General features: G+C 68.5%; 23 protein-coding genes and 1 pseudogene. 12 read left to right on the plus strand and 12 right to left on the minus strand.

Annotation, left to right across the window (positions count from 1 at the left end; translation table 11 throughout):
* Positions 1 to 50 precede the first annotated feature (50 nt).
* The 5 genes from KBX34_RS09630 to KBX34_RS09650 all read left to right on the plus strand — a co-directional run bounded on the left by KBX34_RS09630 (position 51) and on the right by KBX34_RS09650 (position 5,090).
* A complete protein-coding gene (locus KBX34_RS09630) occupies positions 51 to 374 on the plus strand; it encodes an alpha/beta hydrolase (protein WP_282102606.1) in 324 nt (107 codons plus the stop codon).
* A gap of 67 nt (positions 375 to 441) precedes the next feature.
* A complete protein-coding gene (locus tag KBX34_RS09635; protein WP_210924522.1) occupies positions 442 to 825 on the plus strand; it encodes a VOC family protein in 384 nt (127 codons plus the stop codon).
* Between the two features lie 380 nt (positions 826 to 1,205).
* A complete protein-coding gene (locus KBX34_RS09640; protein ID WP_247671637.1) occupies positions 1,206 to 2,753 on the plus strand; it encodes an RICIN domain-containing protein in 1,548 nt (515 codons plus the stop codon).
* 341 nt (positions 2,754 to 3,094) lie between these two features.
* Positions 3,095 to 4,039: a mechanosensitive ion channel family protein gene (locus KBX34_RS09645; protein ID WP_247671638.1), complete on the plus strand. Its 945-nt coding sequence runs from the start codon at positions 3,095 to 3,097 to the stop codon at positions 4,037 to 4,039.
* Positions 4,040 to 4,481: 442 nt separating this feature from the next.
* The gene (locus KBX34_RS09650; RefSeq protein ID WP_307871363.1) at positions 4,482 to 5,090 is read left to right on the plus strand and encodes a DUF1345 domain-containing protein; all 609 of its coding nucleotides are present in this window, start codon (positions 4,482 to 4,484) and stop codon (positions 5,088 to 5,090) included.
* Here KBX34_RS09650 and KBX34_RS09655 read toward each other — a convergent pair.
* From KBX34_RS09655 to KBX34_RS09685, 7 genes and pseudogenes are all read right to left on the minus strand, one after another.
* Positions 5,073 to 5,923 (minus strand): annotated as a pseudogene (locus KBX34_RS09655) (IS5 family transposase). The gene KBX34_RS09650 and the pseudogene KBX34_RS09655 sit on opposite strands and share 18 nt — an antisense overlap.
* A gap of 192 nt (positions 5,924 to 6,115) precedes the next feature.
* Complete coding sequence (locus KBX34_RS09660) at positions 6,116 to 6,961, minus strand: hypothetical protein (RefSeq protein ID WP_210924527.1); 846 nt, start codon at positions 6,959 to 6,961, stop codon at positions 6,116 to 6,118.
* A gap of 159 nt (positions 6,962 to 7,120) precedes the next feature.
* A complete protein-coding gene (locus KBX34_RS09665) occupies positions 7,121 to 7,528 on the minus strand; it encodes a DUF2267 domain-containing protein (protein WP_088947045.1) in 408 nt (135 codons plus the stop codon).
* A gap of 72 nt (positions 7,529 to 7,600) precedes the next feature.
* The gene (locus KBX34_RS09670; protein WP_088947046.1) at positions 7,601 to 8,230 is read right to left on the minus strand and encodes a TMEM175 family protein; all 630 of its coding nucleotides are present in this window, start codon (positions 8,228 to 8,230) and stop codon (positions 7,601 to 7,603) included.
* A gap of 190 nt (positions 8,231 to 8,420) precedes the next feature.
* Positions 8,421 to 9,596, minus strand: coding sequence for a zinc-dependent alcohol dehydrogenase (locus KBX34_RS09675; RefSeq protein ID WP_210924529.1), 1,176 nt, complete (start codon positions 9,594 to 9,596; stop codon positions 8,421 to 8,423).
* Entirely contained in the window at positions 9,593 to 10,504 is a 912-nt protein-coding gene (locus tag KBX34_RS33480) for an SRPBCC family protein (RefSeq protein ID WP_231927284.1), read from the minus strand. Before KBX34_RS33480 ends, KBX34_RS09675 begins: the two co-directional genes overlap by 4 nt.
* A gap of 370 nt (positions 10,505 to 10,874) precedes the next feature.
* Complete coding sequence (locus tag KBX34_RS09685; RefSeq protein WP_210924532.1) at positions 10,875 to 11,456, minus strand: type 1 glutamine amidotransferase domain-containing protein; 582 nt, start codon at positions 11,454 to 11,456, stop codon at positions 10,875 to 10,877.
* A 279-nt stretch (positions 11,457 to 11,735) separates the two neighbouring features.
* Between KBX34_RS09685 and KBX34_RS09690 the strand changes: the two genes are divergently transcribed.
* On the plus strand, positions 11,736 to 12,533 hold the full coding sequence (locus KBX34_RS09690) for an aldo/keto reductase (protein ID WP_247671639.1): 798 nt from the start codon (positions 11,736 to 11,738) through the stop codon (positions 12,531 to 12,533).
* A 131-nt stretch (positions 12,534 to 12,664) separates the two neighbouring features.
* Here KBX34_RS09690 and KBX34_RS09695 read toward each other — a convergent pair whose 3' ends face one another.
* On the minus strand, positions 12,665 to 13,792 hold the full coding sequence (locus KBX34_RS09695) for a hypothetical protein (protein WP_210924535.1): 1,128 nt from the start codon (positions 13,790 to 13,792) through the stop codon (positions 12,665 to 12,667).
* Between the two features lie 413 nt (positions 13,793 to 14,205).
* On the opposite strand from KBX34_RS09695, the gene KBX34_RS09700 reads away from it, so the two are divergent.
* The gene (locus tag KBX34_RS09700) at positions 14,206 to 14,676 is read left to right on the plus strand and encodes an SRPBCC family protein (RefSeq protein WP_307871364.1); all 471 of its coding nucleotides are present in this window, start codon (positions 14,206 to 14,208) and stop codon (positions 14,674 to 14,676) included.
* Positions 14,677 to 14,753: 77 nt separating this feature from the next.
* Positions 14,754 to 15,377, plus strand: a complete 624-nt coding sequence (locus KBX34_RS09705) for a hypothetical protein (protein WP_210924536.1) — start codon at positions 14,754 to 14,756, stop codon at positions 15,375 to 15,377.
* Here the strand turns inward: KBX34_RS09705 and KBX34_RS09710 are convergent.
* Both KBX34_RS09710 and KBX34_RS09715 read right to left on the minus strand, forming a co-directional pair.
* Complete coding sequence (locus KBX34_RS09710) at positions 15,374 to 16,192, minus strand: MOSC domain-containing protein (RefSeq protein WP_210924538.1); 819 nt, start codon at positions 16,190 to 16,192, stop codon at positions 15,374 to 15,376. The two genes, KBX34_RS09705 and KBX34_RS09710, sit on opposite strands and share 4 nt — an antisense overlap.
* Before the next feature lie 54 nt (positions 16,193 to 16,246).
* On the minus strand, positions 16,247 to 17,101 hold the full coding sequence (locus KBX34_RS09715; RefSeq protein ID WP_210924540.1) for a phosphotransferase: 855 nt from the start codon (positions 17,099 to 17,101) through the stop codon (positions 16,247 to 16,249).
* An 83-nt stretch (positions 17,102 to 17,184) separates the two neighbouring features.
* On the opposite strand from KBX34_RS09715, the gene KBX34_RS09720 reads away from it, so the two are divergent.
* Positions 17,185 to 17,331, plus strand: coding sequence for a hypothetical protein (locus tag KBX34_RS09720; protein WP_172861983.1), 147 nt, complete (start codon positions 17,185 to 17,187; stop codon positions 17,329 to 17,331).
* 176 nt (positions 17,332 to 17,507) lie between these two features.
* The gene (locus tag KBX34_RS09725) at positions 17,508 to 18,251 is read left to right on the plus strand and encodes a VOC family protein (RefSeq protein WP_210924542.1); all 744 of its coding nucleotides are present in this window, start codon (positions 17,508 to 17,510) and stop codon (positions 18,249 to 18,251) included.
* A 59-nt stretch (positions 18,252 to 18,310) separates the two neighbouring features.
* Here KBX34_RS09725 and KBX34_RS09730 read toward each other — a convergent pair whose 3' ends face one another.
* Positions 18,311 to 18,913: a bifunctional 2-polyprenyl-6-hydroxyphenol methylase/3-demethylubiquinol 3-O-methyltransferase UbiG gene (locus tag KBX34_RS09730; protein WP_210924544.1), complete on the minus strand. Its 603-nt coding sequence runs from the start codon at positions 18,911 to 18,913 to the stop codon at positions 18,311 to 18,313.
* A 97-nt stretch (positions 18,914 to 19,010) separates the two neighbouring features.
* Between KBX34_RS09730 and KBX34_RS09735 the strand changes: the two genes are divergently transcribed.
* Positions 19,011 to 19,238, plus strand: coding sequence for a hypothetical protein (locus KBX34_RS09735; RefSeq protein WP_157743913.1), 228 nt, complete (start codon positions 19,011 to 19,013; stop codon positions 19,236 to 19,238).
* 28 nt (positions 19,239 to 19,266) lie between these two features.
* On the opposite strand, the gene KBX34_RS09740 is transcribed toward KBX34_RS09735, so the two are convergent.
* Entirely contained in the window at positions 19,267 to 20,739 is a 1,473-nt protein-coding gene (locus tag KBX34_RS09740; protein ID WP_210924546.1) for an arabinofuranosidase catalytic domain-containing protein, read from the minus strand.
* Between the two features lie 201 nt (positions 20,740 to 20,940).
* On the opposite strand from KBX34_RS09740, the gene KBX34_RS09745 reads away from it, so the two are divergent.
* Complete coding sequence (locus tag KBX34_RS09745; protein ID WP_210924548.1) at positions 20,941 to 21,954, plus strand: LacI family DNA-binding transcriptional regulator; 1,014 nt, start codon at positions 20,941 to 20,943, stop codon at positions 21,952 to 21,954.
* Positions 21,955 to 21,961 lie beyond the last annotated feature (7 nt).

Genomic DNA, 21,961 nt, shown 5'->3' on the forward strand with positions numbered 1-21,961 from the left:
GGTCTGAATCGCCTTGAATACTGGGTGCTGCACCGTTCCCACAGCCGAAACTGCGCGCCGGTACGACGAAATTCCCTGCGGTTTTCGCCGCCGACGTCGACCCCGACACCGCTGAGCTGATGGCGGTGACGCAGCGGCCGCCCACCGAGGCCGCCCAGACGGAGAGCGTGACCAGGGCCGCCTGGAAGACGATCCGGTCCTGGACCCTGATCACCACCCAGGACATGGGGATTCCGCCGGACCTCCAGCGCTTCCTGGCCAAGCGGGCCGGCTCCACGACGGTTGAGATTGAGGCGTCCCACGCCGTGGCGGTCTCTCAACCCGGCCCGGTCGCAGACCTCATCGACACCGCCGCCCGCGCCACCACGCGCTAGGTGTTCGTTCCGACTGGTCGGACTGCGCTGGCCGTGCCTGCTGGGAGCAACAGGGTACGTTGGCGCGGTGGGCACTCTTTGGACCCTGGGCTGTGACGCCGACGATCCCCAGCGGATTGCTGCTTTCTGGGCGTTGGCCCTCGGCTATGTCAATGAACCCGGCTTTGACGAGCCCGACAACGCGTCCATCGTCGACCCGGACGGCCGGGGCCCCGCCATTGCGTTTCTCAAGGTGCCTGAGGGCAAGTCTGCCAAGAATCGCATGCACATCGACATCCGAGTCGCCGGTCCGAGCGCCGGTGACATGGCCGAGCGCACCCTGTTGATCCGACAGAAAGTGCCCAATCTGGTTGCCGCCGGTGCGACGGTGGTCCGCGAGGAGTGGTACGGCGACGTCCTCGGGCACGTCGTCATGCTCGACCCCGAGGGCAACGAGTTCTGCGTCGCTTGAGGCGATGATCGGGGCCCATCCGCAACCGGGTCTGTCTCGTCGGTCAGCAGCAGCCGGAATACCTCATCCGGGCGGCGGCCGGGAAACGGGCAGGGCTTGATGTCGCCTCGCCGCACCCGTCCCGCGCTCGACCGCATGCCATGGGAGAAGGACGGGACGAAAGCCAGGTTGTCATCGGTGGTCAGTCGCTTGCCAGCCACCCACAGCCATCGGTCCTGCCGTGCCAGCCTGTTCCCCACCACCATCATGTGATTGACACACGTTGATGTCGAGGGTCAGACTCTTCATGCGAGAGAGCGCTCTCCGTGTTCGTTCCGGTACCTCCTCCGCCACCGCCGGTCCGCGGTCGACATGCGGCCGGGAGCTGGAAGGAATGCGCAATGAATCGTCTACCAGGGACGCTCGGCATCGCCGCCGCGGTGCTTGCCACGCTCAGTCTCCCGCCGACCGTCAGCTTCGCCGACTCAGGTTCTGCTCCGTCCGCGCCGACCGCTTCGCCCGCCCTCGACATGGATCCCGCGATGGTCGCCGCCATGCGACGGGATCTGCACCTCACCGACGTCCAGATCGCCAATCGGGTGCGGGTCGAAGCCACCGCGCCGGCCGTCGAGCGGCGGCTGCGCGAGCGGCTCGGCCCGTCGTTCGCCGGCGCCTGGATCCCGGAGGGCGGTGACCGTCTGACCGTCGCGGTCACCGACACCTCTGCCATCACCGTGGTACGCGGGCAGGGCGCGGACGCGACAGTGGTTTCTCGCAGCGAGAAGCAGCTCAACGCCACGCTGGCGGCGCTCGACCAGCATGGGGCCAGGGCCGGCGGAAGCGTCCACGGCTGGTACGTCGACGTTCTCACCAACCGCGTCGTCGTGCGGGTGCAACCCGGCGGTGAGTCGGCCGCCAGGTCGTTCGCCCGGTCCAGCGGCGTCGCCGGCGACGCCATCGCCGTCGTCGAGGCCCCCGAAGCGCCCCGGCCGCTGTACGACATCCGCGGTGGCGACCAGTACGTCATCAACGGCAACACACTCTGCTCGGTCGGCTTCGCGGTCGTCGGCGGTTTCGTCAGCGCCGGGCACTGTGGCGGCGTCGGCAGCGCCACCCTCGGCTACAACAACGCCGCACAGGGCAGCTTCGCCGGTTCGTCATTCCCGGGCAACGACTACGCGTGGATCCGGACCAACAGTTCCTGGACGCCCCAGCCGTGGGTCAACAACTACTCCGGCGGCAACGTGACCGTTGCCGGTTCGCAGGACGCCGCGATCGGCAGTTCGGTGTGCCGCTCAGGGCGTACGACCGGTTGGCGTTGCGGCACGATTCTGGGCCGCAACGAGACGATCAACTATGCCCAGGGCGCCGTCTCCGGCCTGACCCGCAGCAACGCCTGCGCCGAGCCCGGGGACTCCGGCGGCTCATGGATCTCGGGAAACCAGGCGCAGGGTGTGACCTCGGGTGGGTCCGGCAACTGCAGTTCCGGAGCAACAATATGGTTCCAGCCGGTCAACGAGATCCTGGGCACGTACGGGCTCAGTCTGGTCACCACCGGCGGTGGCGGGAGCACCCGCCTGATCAGTAACTGGAACAACAAGTGCATCGACGTGCCGTCGGCCAACTTCTCCGACGGCGTACCGCTGCAGACCTGGGGATGCAATGGCACCGCCGCCCAGGCGTGGACCTTCAGCGGCGGGGTGCTGCGGTCTGCGAACAACAAGTGCATGGACGTCGCCGGCGGCTCTACGGCCAACGGTGCGGTCGTCCAGCTCTGGTCCTGTAATGGCACCGGCGCCCAGCAGTTCGTTCTGTCGGCGGCCGGTGATCTGGTGAACCCTCAGGCCAACAAGTGCGTCGACATCGACGGCTGGAACGGTAGCGACGGCGCACGGCTGATCATCTGGGACTGCGCCGGCACCGCCAACCAGAAGTGGCGCCAAGGCTGACCGGTGCGCTGCAACCGCGGGGCCAACCGTCAAACGGTTGGCCTCGTTGCCACCTGGTCGCGCGGCACCACGGTCTGGCTGGTTTGTGACGGAGGTGGGGAGGGCTGAACGCCCTTCACAGTCACCGATGACGAGTGACCCGGGAATCTGGCATGCAGGTCAGCGATGGTCGCCGATGTTCGCTGCCTACGATCGGACCGGGTGGCACCCTGGGCACGTGGACAGGGCAGGGAGCCGGGGGAGGCTGACATCGGGACTACGGTGAACGGCCTCTGATGCGCACCGCGTTGATCGTAGGAGCCACGCTGGCGACGGCGGTGGTCGTAGACCTGATCTCTGGCATGCTCATTCGCCGCGTAGCCCGTGGCCACTACCAGTGGCTGCTGGAGCCGCTGCGGCAAGCCTGCCGCCGCCCGGCGGCAGCGGTCCTGCTGGTCGGGGCGCTGTATTACGCGCTGCCGGTGGGGCCGGCAGGGTGGCAGCGGGACCTGCGGCACGCCGTCCAGGTGGTCCTGATCATCCTCAGCGCATGGCTGGTGAACAGGGCGTTGCACGTCGCTGAAGCGGTCGCATTCAGCCGACTTCCGGGCGACGCGGTCACCAGCCGGCGGGTCCGGCGGGCCCGGACGCAGATTCGCCCGGTACGGCGGCTCACCGTCGCCGTGGTCACGATCGTCGCGGTCGGCCTGATCCTGATCACCTTCCGGCCGGTACGCCTCTTCGGCATCTCCGTGCTGACGTCGGCAGGAGTAGTCGGCGCTTTGATCGGCCTCTCTGCCCGAACCGCGCTCGGCAACGCGTTCGCCGGCGTCCAGGTCGCCTTCGCCGACGGTCTGCATGTCGGCGACGTGCTGGTGGTGGACGGCGAATGGGGCCGAGTCGAAGAGGTGAAGCTGACCAACGTGGTGATCCGACTCTGGGACGAGCGGATGCTCATCCTGCCGACCACGTACTTCACCGAGCGGCCGTTTCAGAACTGGACCCGGAACGAGTCCAGGGTCGTCGGCAAAATCCAGATCCATGTCGACCACACCGCCGACCTCAACGACCTGCGCCGGGAGGCGCGCCGGCTGGTCGAATCCTCACCGTTGTGGGATCGCGGCCAGTGGGTGCTCCAGATGGTCGACTCCACCCCTCAGACGGCGGTCATCCAGGTGCAGGCCTCAGCTGCCGACGGCGCCAGCGCCTGGGACCTGCGCTGCGACCTGCGCGAGGGACTCGTCGCGTACCTGCGCGACCATCATCCCCAGTGGCTGCCCCGCACGCGCAGTCAGTACCAACCCTGACCGGCAGGCGGCTACGAGCCGCCCGCGCCCGCTAATGGCCCTTCTTGGGTTGATCAAGGACGGCTGTGCTGCGGGCGGGGGTGGCGGCGCGTCGCTGCTCCAGACAGCGGGTCCCGGTAAGAACAGCAGCCAACCAGAAACGACCGCCGAGGTTTGGCCCGTCGCGCTCGCCCGAGGCGCGGTGCCGGAGTTGGTCCGGTCCAAGGTGACCGGGCTGGTCTGCGAGCGGTCCGAGGAGCTGCCGGACGCGCCGCACACCGCCACCTGCGAATGGAGGGCTGAGCGCCACGGCCCTCATATGCGCGTCGCGGCACCGCAACGAGGTTGAGAAGGGACACATCACCATCGGCGAGCCTCCACGATTCCAGGATGTTCACAACCTGATCCGGTAATCGCTTCGGGTATTCCCTGCATGATCCGTTCGAGCTGGAACGCTGAACAGGTGGAGCAGCAATCGGGACCACCGGCGCGGGGACGGCTGCTGTCGGTCAGGCGTGCCCTGTGGTCGTTAGCGGTCGGTGTCGTCGCAGGAACCGCCACCGCGCTGGTCGGGGCGCCGGAGTTGACGCCGCTGGTGATCTGGACGATCGCGGCGGGCACGATCCTCGTCTGGGTGTGGCGGGCCTGCTGGTGGGCGAGCCCAACGCGCACCGAGCAGCTTGCCGAGGCGGAGCAGCAGTCCCGCTCCACCGATGCGGCGATCCTGGTCGCGTCTGCCATCAGCCTCATCGCCGTGGCCGAGGCGCTCGTCCGCGCCTCGAACCAGCAGGACGTGGTGGCTGTGACGCTGGTGATCCTCAGCGTCGTCGCGGTGGTCCTGGCGTGGGCGCTGGTGAATACGGTCTTCGCATTCAAGTACGCCCGGATGTACTTCCGCGACGATGGCGGCATCGACTTCAAGCGGGAAGATCCGCCGGCGTACGCCGACTTCGCGTACGCCGCGTTCACGATCGGCATGTCCTACGCTCCGGGCGAGACCGAACCGACAAGCAACCGCGTGCGCCGGGTCGCGCTAGGGCGTGTCTTCAAAGGCTCACAACCATTGGAGTAGCGCGGCGATAGTGACTGTGGCCTGGAACGAGGTCGCGGTCTTGTCGTAGCGGGTCGCCACGCTGCGGCACTGCTTGAGCCGGTTGAAGCACCGTTCGACGACGTTGCGCCGTTTGTAGAGCTGCTTGTCGAACGCCGGTGGTCGGCCGCCACGGCTGCCGCGTCGGTAGCGGTTGGCCTGCTGGTCGGCGCGCTCAGGGATCGTGTGTCCGACGCCGCGCCGGCGCAGGTCAGCCCGGATGGCCTTGGAGCTGTAGCCCTTGTCGGCGATGACATGGTCGGGCCGGACCCGAGGTCGGCCGGGTCCGGCCCGCTCGACCCGGATCGCTGCCATGACGTGCGTGAAGCGGCTGCAGTCGTTGACGTTGCCGCCGGTAAGCACGAACGCCAGGGTCCGACCCAGGCCGTCGCAGGCGAGGTGAATCTTGGTGGTCAGTCCACCTCGACTTCGACCGAGGGCGTGATCTTGTGGTTCGTCCGATTCGCAGGCCCCCCTTTAGCGCCCGCAGCGTGCTGGTGGGCACGCACGATCGTGGAGTCCACCGACACCAGCCAGTCAATGTCCCCGGCAGCGTCCGCGTCGGCCTGGACCCCGGCCAGCATCCGCTCGAACGTGCCATCAAGGGCCCACCTGCGGAAACGGGTATAGATCGACTGCCACGACCCGTAGCGGACGGGCACATCACGCCACGCCGCCCCGGCCCGGATCTTCCACACGATCCCGTTGAGGACCCGCCGGTCATCGACCCGAGGCCGACCACCGGTCACCACCGACGGCAGATACCGCGATAGCGCATCCCACTCGACGTCAGACAACTCGTAGCGACGACCCACGCCCTACATCATCCGACAACAAAAATCCTTTGAAGACACCGCCTAGGGCATGCGCTGCTCTCCTACACCTTCGGAACTGGCATCCTGGCCGTCGCCGTCAACCTGGTCACCAACCTGGGCCAACAGTGACTCCGCGGAGCATGCAGTGCGTGACCGGGCCAGTTGGTGTGCCACCACCCCGGGGGACGTCGATCAGCTCTGCGGCTGTTGCCCCTGCGGTCCCGCTAGCCGCGTCGTGACCTGCCTCAGCGGCTGACTACTGTTGACGATCCTCTTCATCCGTTGCCACCCCGCTCGGGCCGGAGACCTGCCGAGCACGTTGCCGAGACCCCCCACACCGCCACCAGCCGCCGTCCCGCTGCTCTGAGCCAGTTGCTGGGTGCCCTGTCCGAGTTGCTGGGTGGCCTGTCCGAGTTGTTGACCCAACTGCTGGGTGGCCTGCTGCAGCGTCTGCGACAGCGGCCCATCCGGCCCCAGCGCCTGCTGCGCTGTCTGCCCGACCTGGTTCACGGCCGTGTCCACCGTCTTCACCACCGACTCGATGATCTGAGGGTTGCGCTCGATTGTGCGGAGGGCGCTGTCGAGAATGCCCCTGAGCTCATCGAGCCGAACCTCAAGCATCGCCTCGGCCTCGACGCCCTTGATGTCGATCTTCACCGTGCCGAGATGCGCCTGAACGCCCACGTCGAGCTGGAGCAGGCTGCCCAGCCGGGCTCTCAGAGAGACAGAGGCGTCCAGATTGTCGACCTCGACGTAGATCTGTTCGACCTTGACCTGCGGAATCTGGAGGACGACGTCTGGGTCTGACATCGTCTTGCTGCTGTGCCCGCCAGCCGGCTGAGGAAGGCCGTGCTCAGCGCTCTTCGGGACGACGGGGCGTTCGCCGTGCTTGGCACCCGTTGGCCCGCCGGCGGCACCGAGGTTCTGGCCGCGACCGGCGGATTTCGCGCCTTCCTCGCCGTCGCGCCGCCCACCAACCTGCTCACGCGGTTGCCCGGGCGACTCCCCGTGCGTGTCCCGGCTCTCCGGTTCGGTCATCCCGCACTCCTCGGGCCTCGCCTGACGTCCCGACCAGATGGAGCCCCACCATCGGTACGTCGCTCCGATCCTCGGCCCATCCCTTGGTGTGAAAGGCCAACCCCGCCTTGCTGATCCTGGTGATCAGCCTGAGCCTCACCGCAGCGAGGGTGTGGTGGCCTAGGTGCCGATCCGCCGGGGCTGGAGCTGTCCCGACCCTGGCCCGGTCAACTGCCAGAACTCCTGCGGCAACTGGTCGACAAAGTCCCCGTACTCCTTCGCGCTGGCAGCCTCACGGAGGGTGTCCAGCACGGCCCGCGCTCCGTCGGTGGCCACCTGGCGATCCACCCCTGCCCGGGACTGCACCCGTTCCAAGAATTCGGTGAAGCCGAACCGTTCCGGATCTTCGGTGGGCCTGGACACCAGGCCTTTCAGCTCCTCGGGGAGCTGGGAAGCGAGGTCCCTTGCCTGGCCACCAGTGATCCGTTTTGCCACAGTCTCGAGCGTGGCGCGAGTGATCGGTTCCGCCTGCCCCGGTGGAACCTTGGGTCGTGCTGCCACAGACTGAATGAACTCGCTGTAGTTCACCTCGGATCCCCTCTCGAGCCGGATTGCGGCGGGTACCCGCCCTTGCCGGGGTGAAACGGCGTTCGCACACCCTCAGGGTGGTGGCGGAGGGCGGTGGATGATCCTGCGGGTCACCCGCAACTGGTACAGGCCGGCACTGGTGATGGCATAAAAGACGGGAAGGATGAGGAAGATGACGAGGCCGATCAAGGGGGCCACCAGGTAGCCGACAATTCCTGCGAGGACGTACAGGAAGACCCCGGCGAGGGCCCGGAACCGCTCGACGTGAAAGAAGCCGTCCTTGGCCTGCTCCTTCAGCAGATCGGGGTTCCGGGCCAGGTAGTGGTAGAACGCCAGCCACGTCGCGCACAGCAACGCGCCGATCAGCGCGTAGAAGGCGATGGCTACACGCTGGTCCGCGTTGTTGTGCTCCTGCAGCGCGTGCGACACGACAATCGTCGGAAACGGCAGCAGCGCCGTGCTGAACAGCACGAAGAGGTTCATCCAGTGCAGGCCGCGATCGACCTGCCGGATGCGGTTGAACGCCGCCTTGTGGTTGAGCCAGACGACGGCCACGTACGAATAGGACGCGAGATAGGCGACGTACGATGGCCATTGGTCGAGTAGGCCAGACAGGAGGCGGCCAGGAGGAACGTCCGGCACCCGGAGGTCCAGGACCAGCAACGTGATGATGATGGCGAAGATCGCATCGCTGAACGCCACGGCACGGCTGGTGTCCGATCGGGTGCCTAGGTCCGTGTCTGGCCCGCTCACCGAGTGCGCCTTCCCAGGGTCGTCCGCGGCAAACAGCTGGGCAGCCCCGTTGCGAATGCCCCGCGCCCGCAGGCCGATGTCTCCGGATACGCCGCATCCGGCCACCGGGCGCGCCGCGGTGGCCGGATGCGGGTGGTGGTCAAGGTTTGAGGACGACCTTCTCGCAGTGGTCCTGCTTGTTCTTGAAGATCTCGAAGCCGCGTTCTGCCTGGTCGAGCGGCAGGGTGTGGGTGATGACCCGGGTCGGGTCGATCTCCCCGCGTTCGATGCGCTGCAGCAGCGGCTTCATGTAGCGCTGTACGTGGCATTGACCGGTACGCAGGGTCAGCGCCCGGTTCATCCACGCCCCGGCCGGGAACTTGTCGAGGAAGCCGCCGTACACGCCGATCACCGACACGATGCCGCCGCTGCGGCACGACAGGATCGCCTGCCGCAGTGCGTGCGGGCGCTCGGTCTCCGAGCGGACTGCCTGCTTGACCCGGTCGTAGGCGTGCACGTGCGCGCTGCCGTGGCTGGCTTCCATGCCGACCGCGTCGATGCACTTGTCCGGTCCCCGCCCACCGGTCAGCTCCAGCAGCCGGGACCGCACGTCCACCTCCTCGAAGTTCACTGTCGTGTGGCCCGCCCGTTCGGCCATCTGTAGCCGGTAGGGCTCCTTGTCGATGGCGATGACCTTCGCGGCGCCGAGCGCGCGGGCACTGTCCATCGCGAACTGGCCGACCGGACCGGCGCCCCACACCGCCACCACGTCGGTGGACTGGATGTCGCACATTTCGGCACCCATGTAGCCGGTGGGCAGGATGTCGGAGAGGAACAGCACCTGTTCGTCGGTCAGGTCGGACTCGATCTTCAGCGGACCGACGTCGGCGAACGGCACCCGCGCGTACTGTGCCTGACCGCCCGCGAAGCCGCCGGTCAGATGCGAATAGCCGAAGATTCCGGAGACCGGGTGACCGAACATCTTCTCCGCGATCCCGGCGTTGGGGTTGGAGTTCTCGCAGCAGGAGTACAGCTCGGCGGCGCAGGCGCCGCACGCACCGCAGGCGATGGGGAACGGCACGACGACCCGGTCCCCGACGCGCAGCCGACCCGGATCGACGCCCCGGCCGACCTCGATCACCTCGCCCATGAACTCGTGACCCATGACGTCGCCGTCCTGCATCGTGGGCACGTACCCATCGAGCAGGTGCAGGTCCGAGCCGCAGATCGCGGTGGAAGTGATCCGTACGATGGCATCGCGCTCGTTCAGGATCTTCGGGTCCGGCACGTCGCGGACCTTGACCTTGTTGCGGCCGGCCCAGGTGTTCGCCCTCACGCGTCCGCCCCCTTGGCCAGCTCGGCATCCGACAGCGGTTGCGCCGGACGCTGCGGGAACTCCTTGCGAGCCCGCTTGCCCCACGGGGCACCGTCGGAACGAACCACCTGGCCGGTCTCCAGCACCTGCTTGAGCCGCCGCAGGTCGTCGTCGAGCTGTTGGTGTGGTTCCTCGCCGAAGTACCTGGCGACCGCCTTGCCGATCGCGCCGCCCGGGATGTCGTACGACAGAACGACGTGCACCTCGGTGCTCACACCATCCGGGGCGGGGACGAAGCGGACCGTACCGGCGTTCGGCACATCCGCGTTCCCGGTCGACCGCCACGCGATCTTCTCGCCGGGTGCCTCGTCAACGATCTCCGCGTCCCACTCGACGTTCTTGCCGAACGGAGCGCTGGCGGACCAGTGGCTCGTGCGATCACCGGTGGTGCGGATCTCCTCAAGGTGGGCCATGAACGTCGGGAGGTTGCCCAGGTCGCGCCAGAACGCGTAGACCTTGGGTGGGGTTTTGCGGATGGTTGTCGTGGCCGTCAGCTCCATGGATCCTCCTTCGCGTAAGCCTTGTACCGCCCCGCTCCTTTTCGCCCGGGTGGCTTGCACGGCGGTCAGCAGGTCCACCACCGTGATCCCGACGACGGCGCCAGTGACACCGACGAGACGACGACGGCGGCGCCCGCCACGGCGGGCGATGGCCACCCCGAGAGAGGCCAGGTCCATCGCGTCGCCCAGGACCCGGGTCCACGCCCAGATGCTCTTCCGTCGGCTCGTCAGAAGCCCGGCCGCATGTACCAACTCCCGCGCCCCGACCAGCGGCACCACCGTCCGTGACGTCGGGGAGTCGTCCACTCCGCTGATCCGCCGTACCGTGTCCGGTGCCGCGAGCTGTGCCACGCCCAGACCGAGACTCATCCAGCCGAGCCCGCGCCCGCGCCGCTGAACCTCGTCCTGCCTGGCCTTCACTGCATCTCGGGTTGCTAGTTGAGTCACGGGTAGCCTCCGCATCCGGTCGCACCGGCCGCGCATTCCGGTTCACGACGGTCCGGGCCGCGACCCCTAGGCGCCCGGATACCCCTCGGAAACCACCTCAACCCGCCCATCGGCCGCAGTACGCAGACGATCCCTGTCCCGCTGCTCAGCACGGCGTCACGGCACCGGCTGATCGTCGCTTTGCACCGGTTCAAGCCGCTGCTCGGCGGGAGCGGCGGCCTTTCGGGCGGCGGGATAAACGCCGCTACGGGCTCAGGACCGGCCTGGTGCTTCCGGCCCTGAGCCCCGCTTGTCAGGCCGTCGCCATCTGGCGGACGTCTTCGCCCTGGGCGAACTCCTCGACCATCGTCGCGCAGAAGGCCGGAAGGTCGCTGGGGCTGCGGCTGGTGACGAGGCCGTTGTCGACCCGCACCTGTTCGTCGACCCAGTTCCCGCCGGCGTTACGGATGTCTGTGCGCAGGCTGGGGAATGAGGTGAGAGTCCGGCCGTTGACCATGCCGGTCTCGACCAGCGACCAGGGGCCGTGGCAGATCGCGGCTACCGGCTTCTGTTGTTGGAAGAACGCCCGGACGAAGTCCATCGCCTGTGGGTTCATCCGGAGCCGGTCGGGGTTGACCGTCCCGCCCGGCAGCAACAGGGCGTCGTAGTCGGCCGCGTTGACGTCGTTCACGGTGCGGTCTACCCGATAGCGGTTGGCCGGGTTGATGTCCTGGTTCATCGACTGGATCTCGCCCGATTGCAACGAGATCAGATGGACCTCGGCTCCCGCCTGCTCCGCGGCGGCTCGGGACTGGGTGTATTCCACGTCCTCCACTCCGTCGGCGGCGAGGCAAGCGATTAGCTTCCCGGTCAGTGGCTGCTGGCTCTGCGCCATCTCTGCGGCCTTTCCTTCGCGGCACCGCCCGGTCGGCGGCGCGTCGCTGGATCGCGGTCGCCTTCCCGGTGTGGGGGACGGGCAAACAGGCCAGCGAAGCCCGCTCGAGGGTGGACAATTCCCCACCTGCCCGCCGCACGACCAGTGGCTGTGCGAAGAAGGCACGCGCTACGCGCGTGTGCTGGCTGTCGCAGCGGGTACCGAAGACAACCCACTGGCACCCGGAAGGCCGACATGAACCTTGCTGCCGACTCGATCGAGTTGCCGTCCGGCCAGACCATGCCCGTGCTCGGCCAGGGCACCTGGTACCTCGGCGAGCACCGTGCAAGGCGCCAGGACGAACTGGCCGCCCTGCGCACCGGGCTAGATCTGGGCATGACCATGATCGACACTGCGGAGATGTACGGTGACGGCGCTTCCGAGGAACTCGTCGGCGAGGCGATCGTCGGACGGCGCGCCGATGCCTTTCTGGTCGACAAGGTGCTGCCGTCCAACGCCAGCCGACGGGGAACCGTGCAAGCCTGCCGCCGCAGCCTGCAACGACTCGGCGTCGACCACATCGACCTCTACCTGCTGCACTGGCGCGGCACGCATCCACTCGCGGAGACGATCGAGGCGTTCGCCGAGCTTGTCGACGCCGGCGACATCGGGCAGTGGGGTGTGAGCAACTTCGATCTTTCGGATATGACGGACCTCCTTGAAGCGGGCGGAAGCTCCTGCGCGACCAATCAGATCCTGTACAACCTCACCCGTCGCGGTCCCGAGTACGACCTTCTACCGTGGCTCCGCGAGCACCGCATCCCGGTGACGGCGTACTCGCCGATCGAGCAGGGGCGGCTGCTCGGCCACCCGCAGGTCGCGGAGGTAGCCGCCCGGCACGGGGCCACGCCCGCTCAGGTCGCGCTGGCCTGGCTGCTGCGGGAGGAGATGGTCGCGGCCATCCCTCGATCGTCCAAGCCAGAACACACGCGGCAGAACGCGGAGGCGCGCGACGTGCAGCTGACCGAGGAGGACGTGGCGGCACTCGACACGGCGTTTCCGCCGCCGGTCGGTCCGCAACCCCTGGAGATGTTGTAGGGCCAACGGCCGTTCCGGCGGGAGCCAGGTCGAGCAAATGGCGGCGAGGCTGACCGGTACGACCACCGCCACCTCTCTCCCTCGCACCGCCCGGTCCATAGCTGGTCAGGTAGAGACTCGGGGCATCCCACTCACCTCCTGCTGCCGGGCTGCCCGACTTTCTCGTCCCGCCAGCCATCGGGTTCGGGGTGGTAGCCGTAAGCGGCAGCCCGGACTGTTTCCTCGTTCTCCAGCCCGGAGCCGATCGCGCCGCCGACGGTGGCCAGCGAGCTGGTAATCCAGGCGAGCGTCAGATAGTCGGTGACGTTGACTGGCCGCTGCAAGACCTGTTCCAGCACCGATGTGTCGATCAGCAGCGCCCCGACGAGCACCGTTCCAGCGAACAGCACCACGTACGACAGCCCTGTGGCCAGAGCGAGGGTGAGGATCGTACCCAGGTTGAACAGCCGTGACAGCTCAGCCGGTGTCTCCCGGTCCGGTTTCTCCCACAGGTTGTGCGCGACGATCAGCCAGGTCACCAACGCCGACAGCCCGAGAAGCATGATCACGGCCAGCCGGAGCCCTCCGAGGGCATCGCCCATCTGCCAGATGGTGTCCGTGGTGAGCGCGAACGCGGCCGTGCCGAACGCGCCGACCAGCAGCTTGGACAGGCCCAGCAGGGCTCGCCCCGGGCGGTTGGCTCGGACCATGCCGGTCAACAGCCGCACCCGGCCGACGAACCGCGAGGCGACGTAGCTTCGTTCCCCGGCGTCGGCCTCGCCGACCATCCGGTGGATGGCGGGAACCCTGCTCGCCATCTCGGCCGGTGCCCAGCCGGCCTGCGGCACCCGCTGGTCCGAAGCATCGCTCAGCAGCCGGCTCACCAGATCCGGAACGGCCGTGCGGGCCGCTCGTAGCTGGTTCAGTCCCAGCGCAGGCAGGGACACCACCGCGACTCGCCGCCGAGCGGAGGTCTGCGCGACCAGCGGCACCCGCTCGACATGCAGCGGCAGGTCGGTCAGGCAGATTGCGACGTCCCACTGGTCTTCGGCGCGCCGCCGAGCAAGATCGTCGAGCAGCGCCTCAACGCCGCCGTCGCGTCGCGGTGCCACCTCGCCCCAGCCTTCCCGGACAGTCCACCGCACGTCCGCGTCCACCCGATCGGCAAGTCCGCCGGCGAGCTCGGCGGTGAGCCGCGCGGCCACCCGGGCCGGGTGATCCGGCGGGGTCGCCACCAGTCCGACGACGATCTTCGGGCGGTGCTCTTCACTGTGGGTCATCGCTGCTCCTCACCGCTGGCCGGGCTCGTCGCCGCCCGTCGTCACCAACGCCGGCTGCGGAGTAGGCCATGAACCCTTGCAGCGCCCGGTTCGACGACCGCGGCGGCGGACGGCAGTGGGGCACGCCGAACAGCACGTCCTGAGAAGCGAGTGCTTTCCAGTGTCGACCGTCGGAGTGCAGCAGAACCTTGGTCCTGCCGTCATCACGGCAGCGAAGTTCTGGTAACCCGCTGCCTTTATCTGCACGTCCCTCGCGGAAATTCCACGCACTGCCGATCCACACCCCTGGCGTTCACATCGTCGCAGACGGTTCCGATCCTTAAGGCCGGTTTGCGCCAGGTGTGCGCTCGTGCCGCCGACCGGGCGTCACGAGCGGCCGGGGGAAACGCTCACCACGTTGCTAAGCTGCCGACGTGCCGGCGCTGATCGAGATCGTGTCCGTCATCGACGCTGCCCCGGACGTGGTGTTCGACCTGGAACTCGATGTGGACGTGCACGCCGCGTCCCTGCGTGGCAGCCAGGAGACGGCCACCACCAGCACCGGACGTCGTCTCCTCACGCTCGGGGATGAGGTCACCTTCCGCGCCCGCCATCTGGGTCTGCCCTGGTGCATGACCAGCCGGATCACCGTCTATGAACGGCCCCACCGCTTCGTTGACGAGCAGACACGGGGTCCTTTCAGCGCCTTCCGTCATGAGCACCACTTCCAGGGCCTGGACGGCGGTGGGACGCGGATGACCGACCGCGTGACGATGAGCGCACCCTGGGGGCCGCTGGGAGCGGTGGCCGCCCGGGTGCTGGTCGCGCCGTATCTGCGACGCCTGCTGAGGCAGCGGGCAGCGCACATCAGGTCCTTGGCGGAAGCCCACGACCGTCCGGCGTGACGACGCCGGGCGGCGTGTCGTGACCGTCCCGAGAGCCTGTCGATCACGCGGATTCCTCCCGGGCTAGTCTTCGCCGCATGGCTTTGCGACCGGACGAGTTCTACGACCACGCAATCGCCGCCGCGGACAGCGAGCGTCGGCTTCCGTTGGCACGGATGACGGGCTGGGAGATCAGTCCCTTCGAGCCGGACGGGTTGCGCGTAACGCCCCTGCGCCCGCCGGTGCTCCCGGAGCCCCCGCGCCACGGTGAGGACCCGTCGGACTGTGACGCGTGCCGCGACCGGGACAAGGGCATCTGGTGGAACGACCACTGGCGACTGGTCCGGATCTCGGGCGTGGGCGTCCCGCTCGTACTCATGCTGCATCCGCGTGACCACTACGACATGGCGGACCTGCCGGACGAGATGGCCGCCGAACTGGGGCTGTTGGGCACCCGCATCGTTCGCCACATGCAGGCGCTGCCGCACATCTCGCGGGCTCACCTGTATCGCATCGGCGATGGTGGCGCCCACCTGCACATCTGGTTCTTCGCCCGGCCCGAAGGGCAGGCACAGTTTTTCGGGTCGTGGCTGCCCGTCTGGGACGACCTGCTGCCGGAGTATCCGGCCGACGTCGCAGAGGCCGACGCTGAGATCGTGGCGGAGGCGCTGCTCGCGTCCCACGGAGGCCACCGGCCGTCCACGGATCGAACGGGGTCCTAGCGGACGCGCTGCCCCAGGCGGAGCCGGCCTGGTTGGACGACATCGGCGTACGTCCCGAAGCAGGCCGCGTGCCCGAGCCCGGCGACCGGGACGCGGTAGTGCCGAGCCAGGGCGCTCAGCACCGAGCGGTCCGCCGGCAGGTCGGCCTGGGGCAGGCCGGGAATGACGCACCTCGGGGTGGGCAGGGTAACCCGGAGCACGACGTCGCCCAGACGTAGTTCCTGCCCCGGTTCCGGGTCACCGGGTGCGTCGATGACCAGGTTCGGTCGAAAGCGCGCCGCGGCCACACTGGCGCCTCCGATGCGCTGGCCCAGCAGATCCAGCGCACCGGTGGTCACGATGTGGACGGCGCCGAAATCGACGAACCGGCCGACTCGTTCGGTGCCCGCGATCGTCGTGATGGTTTCCTGGCCGGGCCGGGTGCCGCTCATCCAGTCCGGCACCATGCCGACCTCGTCGGGCAACGTCCGGTGCAGCCGCGCGTCAGGCGGCAGCTCCCGGCTCAGCCGCACCGGGCGGCCCAGGTGCCTGCTCAGCGCGGCATCTGCCGCAGCGCTGCCGGCTCGCAGCGAGGTGCCGTCGACGTCCAGCGTCACCGTCGTCTCCGCGCCGTCGACGTGTGTCGTGGCGGCGACACCGCACAGGCGACCCCATCGTCGTGGATGTTTGGCGCTGCCCACCGTCCCGTCCAGGCGATCGATGCAGGCCCACGTCCGATCGCCGCGCAGACCGGTCGGCTCGACCTCGACCGCCGTGAGTGCCTCGCCTTGAGCGCTCTTGAGCGGGTAGCGCCGGAGCATGACAACCGAACTCATGACGACCATGCTGCCCGATCATCGCCGGTACGGCAGGGACAGCACGGGTTGTCGTCATGCCCAGGAGGACGAGAGCGCTTCCGCGATCATTCGATGGCCCTGCGCTTCGAATGGTTCGTCGCCCACCCGGTGGGCCCAGACGGCAGTGCCTATCGCCGCGCGGACCCGGTCGCGGTGCCACGCACCCGCATCGCGCGGATCGGGCCCGTACCCGTCGAGGAACGCCGTTTCGAGGTTCGGGTTGCGGTTGAAGTCCTGGACGGCGAGCCGGGCGAAATCCGTGGACCCGGGACGCATTGCCGCACGGCCGAAGTCGATGATGCCCACGACGTCGCGGTGGACGATCCAGTTTCGGGGCTGCCAGTCCCCATGGGTGGGCACCAGGGTCGCGGGTGGTGTCGCCCAGGTCCCGATCTCGGCTCGTAGGCGCTCCGCGGTGGCCGCGGCGATCCCGTGTGGTTGGCGGAGCCACGCCAGTGACTTCTCGTTCTCGCGCCTCTCGTAGTCGTCGTCCACGACGACACTCTGCGCGTGCAGCAGGGCCAGCAACTCGCCCGCCTGCCGATACACGGCGGGGTCGTCGGCGTGCGTGCCGCCCAGCACCAGCTCACCGGGCAGGTACCGGGTGACGAGGACCTTCGCGTCCGCGCTGCCGTGCACCAGGGCAGGCGCGCGTCCCCGGCTGGTCCAGGGGTGCAACCAGTTGAGGTGGGCATGGAGTTCTCGTTGGATGTGGTGGTCGTCAGGGCCGGCGGCTTTGACAATGAATCGTGACCCGGCGTGGGTCATCTCGACGACGGTGGTCGTCGTCAGGCCCCAACTGTGGTCTCTCTCGACTGTCGCGTTCGGCAGCCACCGGTCCACCAACGCCCGCTGCTGGGCGGAGAGGTTCCCGAGCGCAGAAGTCACGGCCGAAATGATACGACTGAGCGCGGTGGCCTTCCGGGGGTTACAGTCAGCCGCCATCAATCCCCATGATCGAGGAGAGCCCCATGTCGATTCAGGCATTTCTTTACATCGTCGCCGTCATTCTCATCGTGCTCGCCGCCCTGCCCCTGCCCACCCGGGGCGTCTCACTCGCGCTTCTGGGTGCGGCGTGCGCCCTGCTCGCCTACGCCTGGCCGGTGATCACCAACTGACGTGAGGGGCGGGTCGTCGTCGCGGCCGGTGGCCGGCAGTCACAAACTGCCGCCTGCCCGCCGTGTGCGGTGTCGCGGCGCGGTGCTGCGCGGCGGAGAGCAAGCCCTCCTCCGGTACGCGCACCAGGACGTCAATCCCTTTGTCGCCCTGCCGGGGCGGTGTCTAGGGTCTGGTGATGCGTTCGCGACTGCTGGCAGTGACCGTCGAGGCGGACGACCCGGCCCGTGCGGCCCAGTTCTGGTCCGCTCTGCTCGGCCGGGAGGTCTTCGAGGACGCCCTCGGTGCGCTCCTGCCGGGCGAGGACGCCCAGCTTGCTCTTCGGTTCGTTCCGGGCCGCGCTGGTCAGCTCGGCGCGAACCGCATGCACCTGCACCTGACCAGCGCTGATCTCGACGATCAGCAGCACACGGTGGCGACGGCGTTGAAGCTGGGTGGCCGCCACCTCGACGTTGGGCAACGACCCGAGGAGAGGCACGTCGTCCTGGTCGACCCTGCGGGCTACGCGTTCTGCGTGATCGAGCCGGGCAACGCCTACCTCGCCGGATGCGGCTTCCTCGGTGAGCTCACCTGCGACGGCACCCGGGACGTCGGCCTGTTCTGGAGCAACGTGCTGGGCTGGCCGCTGGTGTGGGACCAGGACGAGGAGACCGCGATCCAGTCACCACGCGGCGGCACCAAGATCGCATGGGCGGGCTCGCCGGTGGCCCCGAGAACCGAGCCGAACCGGCAGCGCTTCGAGCTGGTCCCGGCCGCTGGCGACCAGCAGGCGACGGTCGACGAGCTGGTCTCGCTAGGCGCCACCCGACTCGATGTCGCTCAGGACGGCGCAGTCGTGCTGGCAGACCCGGACGGCAACGAGTTCTGCGTCAGGCCGGCGCACCACAGCTCCGCCGCATCGCCTGCTGCGGCACCTCAATGAGATGGCGTGACGCAGGGGCCTCCCCGTCCTCGCACGGCTGAGCACGAAGAGCTCGACCTTCACACCGCGATCGCCGCGATGGCGGCATGCGGTCGCTGGTCGCCTTCTCTCGGTCGCTCCAGGCGCTCGACCTCCTTGAAGCCGGCCCGGCTGAGTCGCTCGGAGATCTCGTCCAGGGGCCAGCGGTAGGCGGTCACGACCTTGTGGTCGAAGGCGCCGACCTCGTCGGCGACGAACACGCCCAGCACCACCGTCCCGGCCGGGGCGATCGCTCGCCGGAACTCGTTGAGGACGCCGTCCAGCTCCTGCGGCGGCAGATGGATCGTCGAGTACCACGCGAGGATGCCGTCGAGGGAGCCGCTGGCGACGTCGAGGTGCTCCAGCGACCCGAGCTGGAACTCGACGTCCGGGTGGGCGGCCCGCGCGTGGGCGAGGAACTCGGGCACCAGGTCGATCCCCGCCGCGTCGACGCCCAGCGAACGCAGGTAACCGGTGAGATGGCCGGGGCCGCACCCCAGATCGAGCACCCTGCCCGCCCGAGTCCCCAGATGCCGGCCGATGAACGAGAGGTCGGCCGGATTCACCTGCTCGCGGCTGCCGAACAGCCCGATGTACAGCTTCGAGACGGACGCGTATGCCTGCCGGACCTTGTCCCTGTCCACCCGGGCACTATACGGCCCACCGGAGTGGGTGGGTCCGCCCTCGGCGTTGGCTGCCCGCGCCCGTTTGTCGGACCGGCACGCCGGGCACAGAAAGACCATGACGAATGAACGGGTCAAGTCTGTCGGCGGCTACTTCATGCGATTTCTTGGCGGAGTGGCAGTCATCATCGGCATTCTGGCGGTCTTCTCCAGTCTGGCCCAGGGCAATCTCGTCGGGATCGTACTCGGCGTCGTCTTCGTTGCCGGTGGGGCGTACATGCTCAAGCGCTCAGGCGGGGCCAGCCAGGCGCGCGGCGCGGCACCGACGTCAGGCAGCACCCGCTGAGGCACGACCGACCTGATGGTGCACGTGGTCAGCTACGGGTGGACCACTGCTGATTGCTGCCGCCGTTGCAGGCCCAGAGGATGAGTCTGGTGCCGTTCGCGGTGGCGGCGCCGTTGGCGTCGAGGCAGAGCCCGGACTGGGCGCCGGTGATGGTGCCGTTGGCATTGAGGTTCCACTGTTGGTTGGTGCCCCCGTGGCAGTCCCAGATGATCGCCTGGGTGCCGTTGGTGGTGCCCTGGCCGGAGGCGTCGAGGCACTTGTTGCCGTACACCTGGAGTTGCCTGGCGGCGGTGTAGGTCCAACGTTGCGGCGCGCCGCCGGTGCAGTCCCACAGTTGGGTCTGGGTGCCGTTGGTGGTGCTGCCGTTCGGTACGTCGATGCAGCGGCCGGACTGGCCGCCCACGACCTGGACGTTCTGTTGCGGGTTGCCGCCGCCGGCCGGTGCGTAGGCAGCGGCGTTGATGTTGGCCTGCACGGCGTTCTCGGTGGTCGCCGACGGGTAGCCCGAGGTCAGCACGCCCTCGAAGAAGGTGCCTCGGCCGGTGATGCTGTTGTCGCCGCCGATGCCGAGGAGGATGGCACCCTCCTTCTTCATCGGGTGGTAGCCGTTGGGGCGGGGCCCGTCGAAGTAGGTGGTCAGGCTGCCCGACTGCGCGTTGCCGCCCCGGATCGCCCAGTGGTTCGGCTCGCCCTTGACCATGGCCGTGACGAAGCGGTGGTTGATGGACGCGATGTTGTTGTAGCCCGCGTTCACCCCGGAGAACAGCCCCCACTCCAGGTCGGCCATGACCCAGGGGCCGCTGCCCGCGCCGTAGCCCCACTGCTTGTTGGCACCGAAGTAGACGGTCTCCATGATGGCGCGCTCGTCGGCAAGGTTGTTCGTCTGGGCGTTGCCGTAGTCGAAGCAGCACCACTGGTTGTAGTGCGTGCCGTCGACGACCGCGTAGATCCCCTCGGGCTGGTCGCCGGTCGCGACGCCGTTGGTGTTGTTGTTGCGGTAACCGGTGCCGGGCGCGATGTAGACGCCGTAGGCCTTCTGGCCGCCGACGGTGACCGGCGCGGCCTTCGCGTCGGCCAGATTGTCCCATCCACCGGGGGCGGGGCCGGTGAAGCCGCCGGGCGGCGCCTGGGTGAGACGGTTGTTGCGACCGGACTGGTCGTAGATGACGGTGATGACGCAGCTGGTGTTGGCGCAGAACGAGTCCTGGGTCGCGGCATTCGCGTATCCGCCCGCGCTCAGCAGGCCGATGTCCCGCGCGGTGCTGTCCGACGAGCGTCGGACCTGGTAGAGCGGGCCGTTGTACGCGCCGTACAGCGCCCGGGTGGTGCTGTGCGCGGCAACGCACGGGGTGCCGCCGGTGGCGTAGATGTCGCACGGGCCCGAGACTGCGGCCCGAGCGCTCGGCGCGTCCGAGGCGACGTAGGCGCCAGCGCCGGCGACGAGAACCAACACGGTCCCCGCGGTGGCAATGAGGCGACCCAGCTTTTTCTTCACGTTCATCGGATCCTCTCCGGTGTGCGGTGGGATGCGGCGTGACGACGATTCTTCATCACACGTAATACCTATGACATTAATGGTTGTCCATCCGATAGCGCCAGGTCGCGAGCCGGGGCCCCCGGTTGTCGAGCGTCGGGTGGATATGCTCGTCAGCGCAGCCTGGTGCGTCCCGTGTCGGGGCAAGATTCGATTCGAGGGCGGTCTATGAACATCGGGGAGATCGCTCGCCGGGCCGGGGTTTCCCGCAGCACCGTGTCCTACGTGCTGAGCGGAAAACGGACGGTGTCGGAGGCGACCCGGCAACGGATCCAGGCGGTCATCGACGAGCTGGACTATCGGCCGAACGCCAGCGCCCGCGCGTTGAAGGAGGGCCGCACCCGCACCCTCGGGCTGGTGATCCCTCCGGCGAGCCAACGGTTGACCGACATGCAGTTGGGCTTCGTCGCCAGCGTCGTCGAGGCGGCCGCTCGCCACGACCTCGATGTGCTGCTGTCGCCGTCCGGTGGCGACCACGACCGGTCGTTCGAGCGGATCGTCACCGGGCGTCGGGTCGACGGCGTGGTGCTCATGGAGATCCGCCTGGAGGACGAGCGGGTGACTCGGCTGACGAAGGCCGGCCTGCCGTTCGTCACGATCGGGCGGACGGCCGAACCACACGGCATGAGCTGGATCGACATCGACTACGCCGGGTTGATCGCCCGGTGCGTGCACCACCTGGCCGATCTGGGGCACCGGCAGGTGGCCCTCGTGAACCGCTCCGCCGAGCTGGTCGCCGCGGGTTACGGCCCCAGCCATCGGGCGCTGGCCGGGTTCCGGGCGGCTGCCGAGGAGCGAGGCCTGACCGGTGTGGAGGTCTGCTGCGGCGACGACACGGCCTCCGGCGAGGCGTGCGTCGAGCAGCTGCTCGTGACGCACCCGGACGTCACGGCGGTGGCCACCATCAACGAGGCAGCGCTGCCCGGAATGCAGCGCGCGTTGACCGGCGCCGGGTTGTCCGTGCCCGGCGACTTCTCCGTCACCGGCGTCGCGGCCCAGCACTGGGCGGAGGATTTCCGCCCACCGTTGACCGCTGCCGACGTGCCGATGGTCGAGATGGGCGCCGAGGCGGTGTCGCTGCTTCTGGAGAACATCGCCGAGCGCGGGGCCGTGCCACGACACCGTCTGTACAGCCCGCCCATCTCGTTGCGCTCCAGCACCGGCCCGGCCCGGGCCCGCTGAGCCGGCC

This window comes from Micromonospora sp. M61, from assembly GCF_018070245.1.
GTDB lineage: Bacteria > Actinomycetota > Actinomycetes > Mycobacteriales > Micromonosporaceae > Micromonospora > Micromonospora zamorensis.

What these genes read in the sequence shown, in the direction of transcription:
- KBX34_RS09695 (WP_210924535.1), bottom strand. Translation starts at nt 13,792, where the DNA reads ATGACCCACAGTGAAGAGCACCGCCCGAAGATCGTCGTCGGACTGGTG.
- KBX34_RS09745 (WP_210924548.1), top strand. Translation starts at nt 20,941, where the DNA reads ATGAACATCGGGGAGATCGCTCGCCGGGCCGGGGTTTCCCGCAGCACC.
- KBX34_RS09725 (WP_210924542.1), top strand. Translation starts at nt 17,508, where the DNA reads ATGCGTTCGCGACTGCTGGCAGTGACCGTCGAGGCGGACGACCCGGCC.
- KBX34_RS09740 (WP_210924546.1), bottom strand. Translation starts at nt 20,739, where the DNA reads ATGAACGTGAAGAAAAAGCTGGGTCGCCTCATTGCCACCGCGGGGACC.
- KBX34_RS09640 (WP_247671637.1), top strand. Translation starts at nt 1,206, where the DNA reads ATGAATCGTCTACCAGGGACGCTCGGCATCGCCGCCGCGGTGCTTGCC.
- KBX34_RS09645 (WP_247671638.1), top strand. Translation starts at nt 3,095, where the DNA reads ATGCTCATTCGCCGCGTAGCCCGTGGCCACTACCAGTGGCTGCTGGAG.
- KBX34_RS09735 (WP_157743913.1), top strand. Translation starts at nt 19,011, where the DNA reads ATGACGAATGAACGGGTCAAGTCTGTCGGCGGCTACTTCATGCGATTT.
- KBX34_RS33480 (WP_231927284.1), bottom strand. Translation starts at nt 10,504, where the DNA reads ATGAGTCTCGGTCTGGGCGTGGCACAGCTCGCGGCACCGGACACGGTA.
- KBX34_RS09705 (WP_210924536.1), top strand. Translation starts at nt 14,754, where the DNA reads ATGGCTTTGCGACCGGACGAGTTCTACGACCACGCAATCGCCGCCGCG.
- KBX34_RS09720 (WP_172861983.1), top strand. Translation starts at nt 17,185, where the DNA reads ATGTCGATTCAGGCATTTCTTTACATCGTCGCCGTCATTCTCATCGTG.
- KBX34_RS09710 (WP_210924538.1), bottom strand. Translation starts at nt 16,192, where the DNA reads ATGAGTTCGGTTGTCATGCTCCGGCGCTACCCGCTCAAGAGCGCTCAA.
- KBX34_RS09685 (WP_210924532.1), bottom strand. Translation starts at nt 11,456, where the DNA reads ATGGCGCAGAGCCAGCAGCCACTGACCGGGAAGCTAATCGCTTGCCTC.
- KBX34_RS09660 (WP_210924527.1), bottom strand. Translation starts at nt 6,961, where the DNA reads ATGACCGAACCGGAGAGCCGGGACACGCACGGGGAGTCGCCCGGGCAA.
- KBX34_RS09690 (WP_247671639.1), top strand. Translation starts at nt 11,736, where the DNA reads ATGCCCGTGCTCGGCCAGGGCACCTGGTACCTCGGCGAGCACCGTGCA.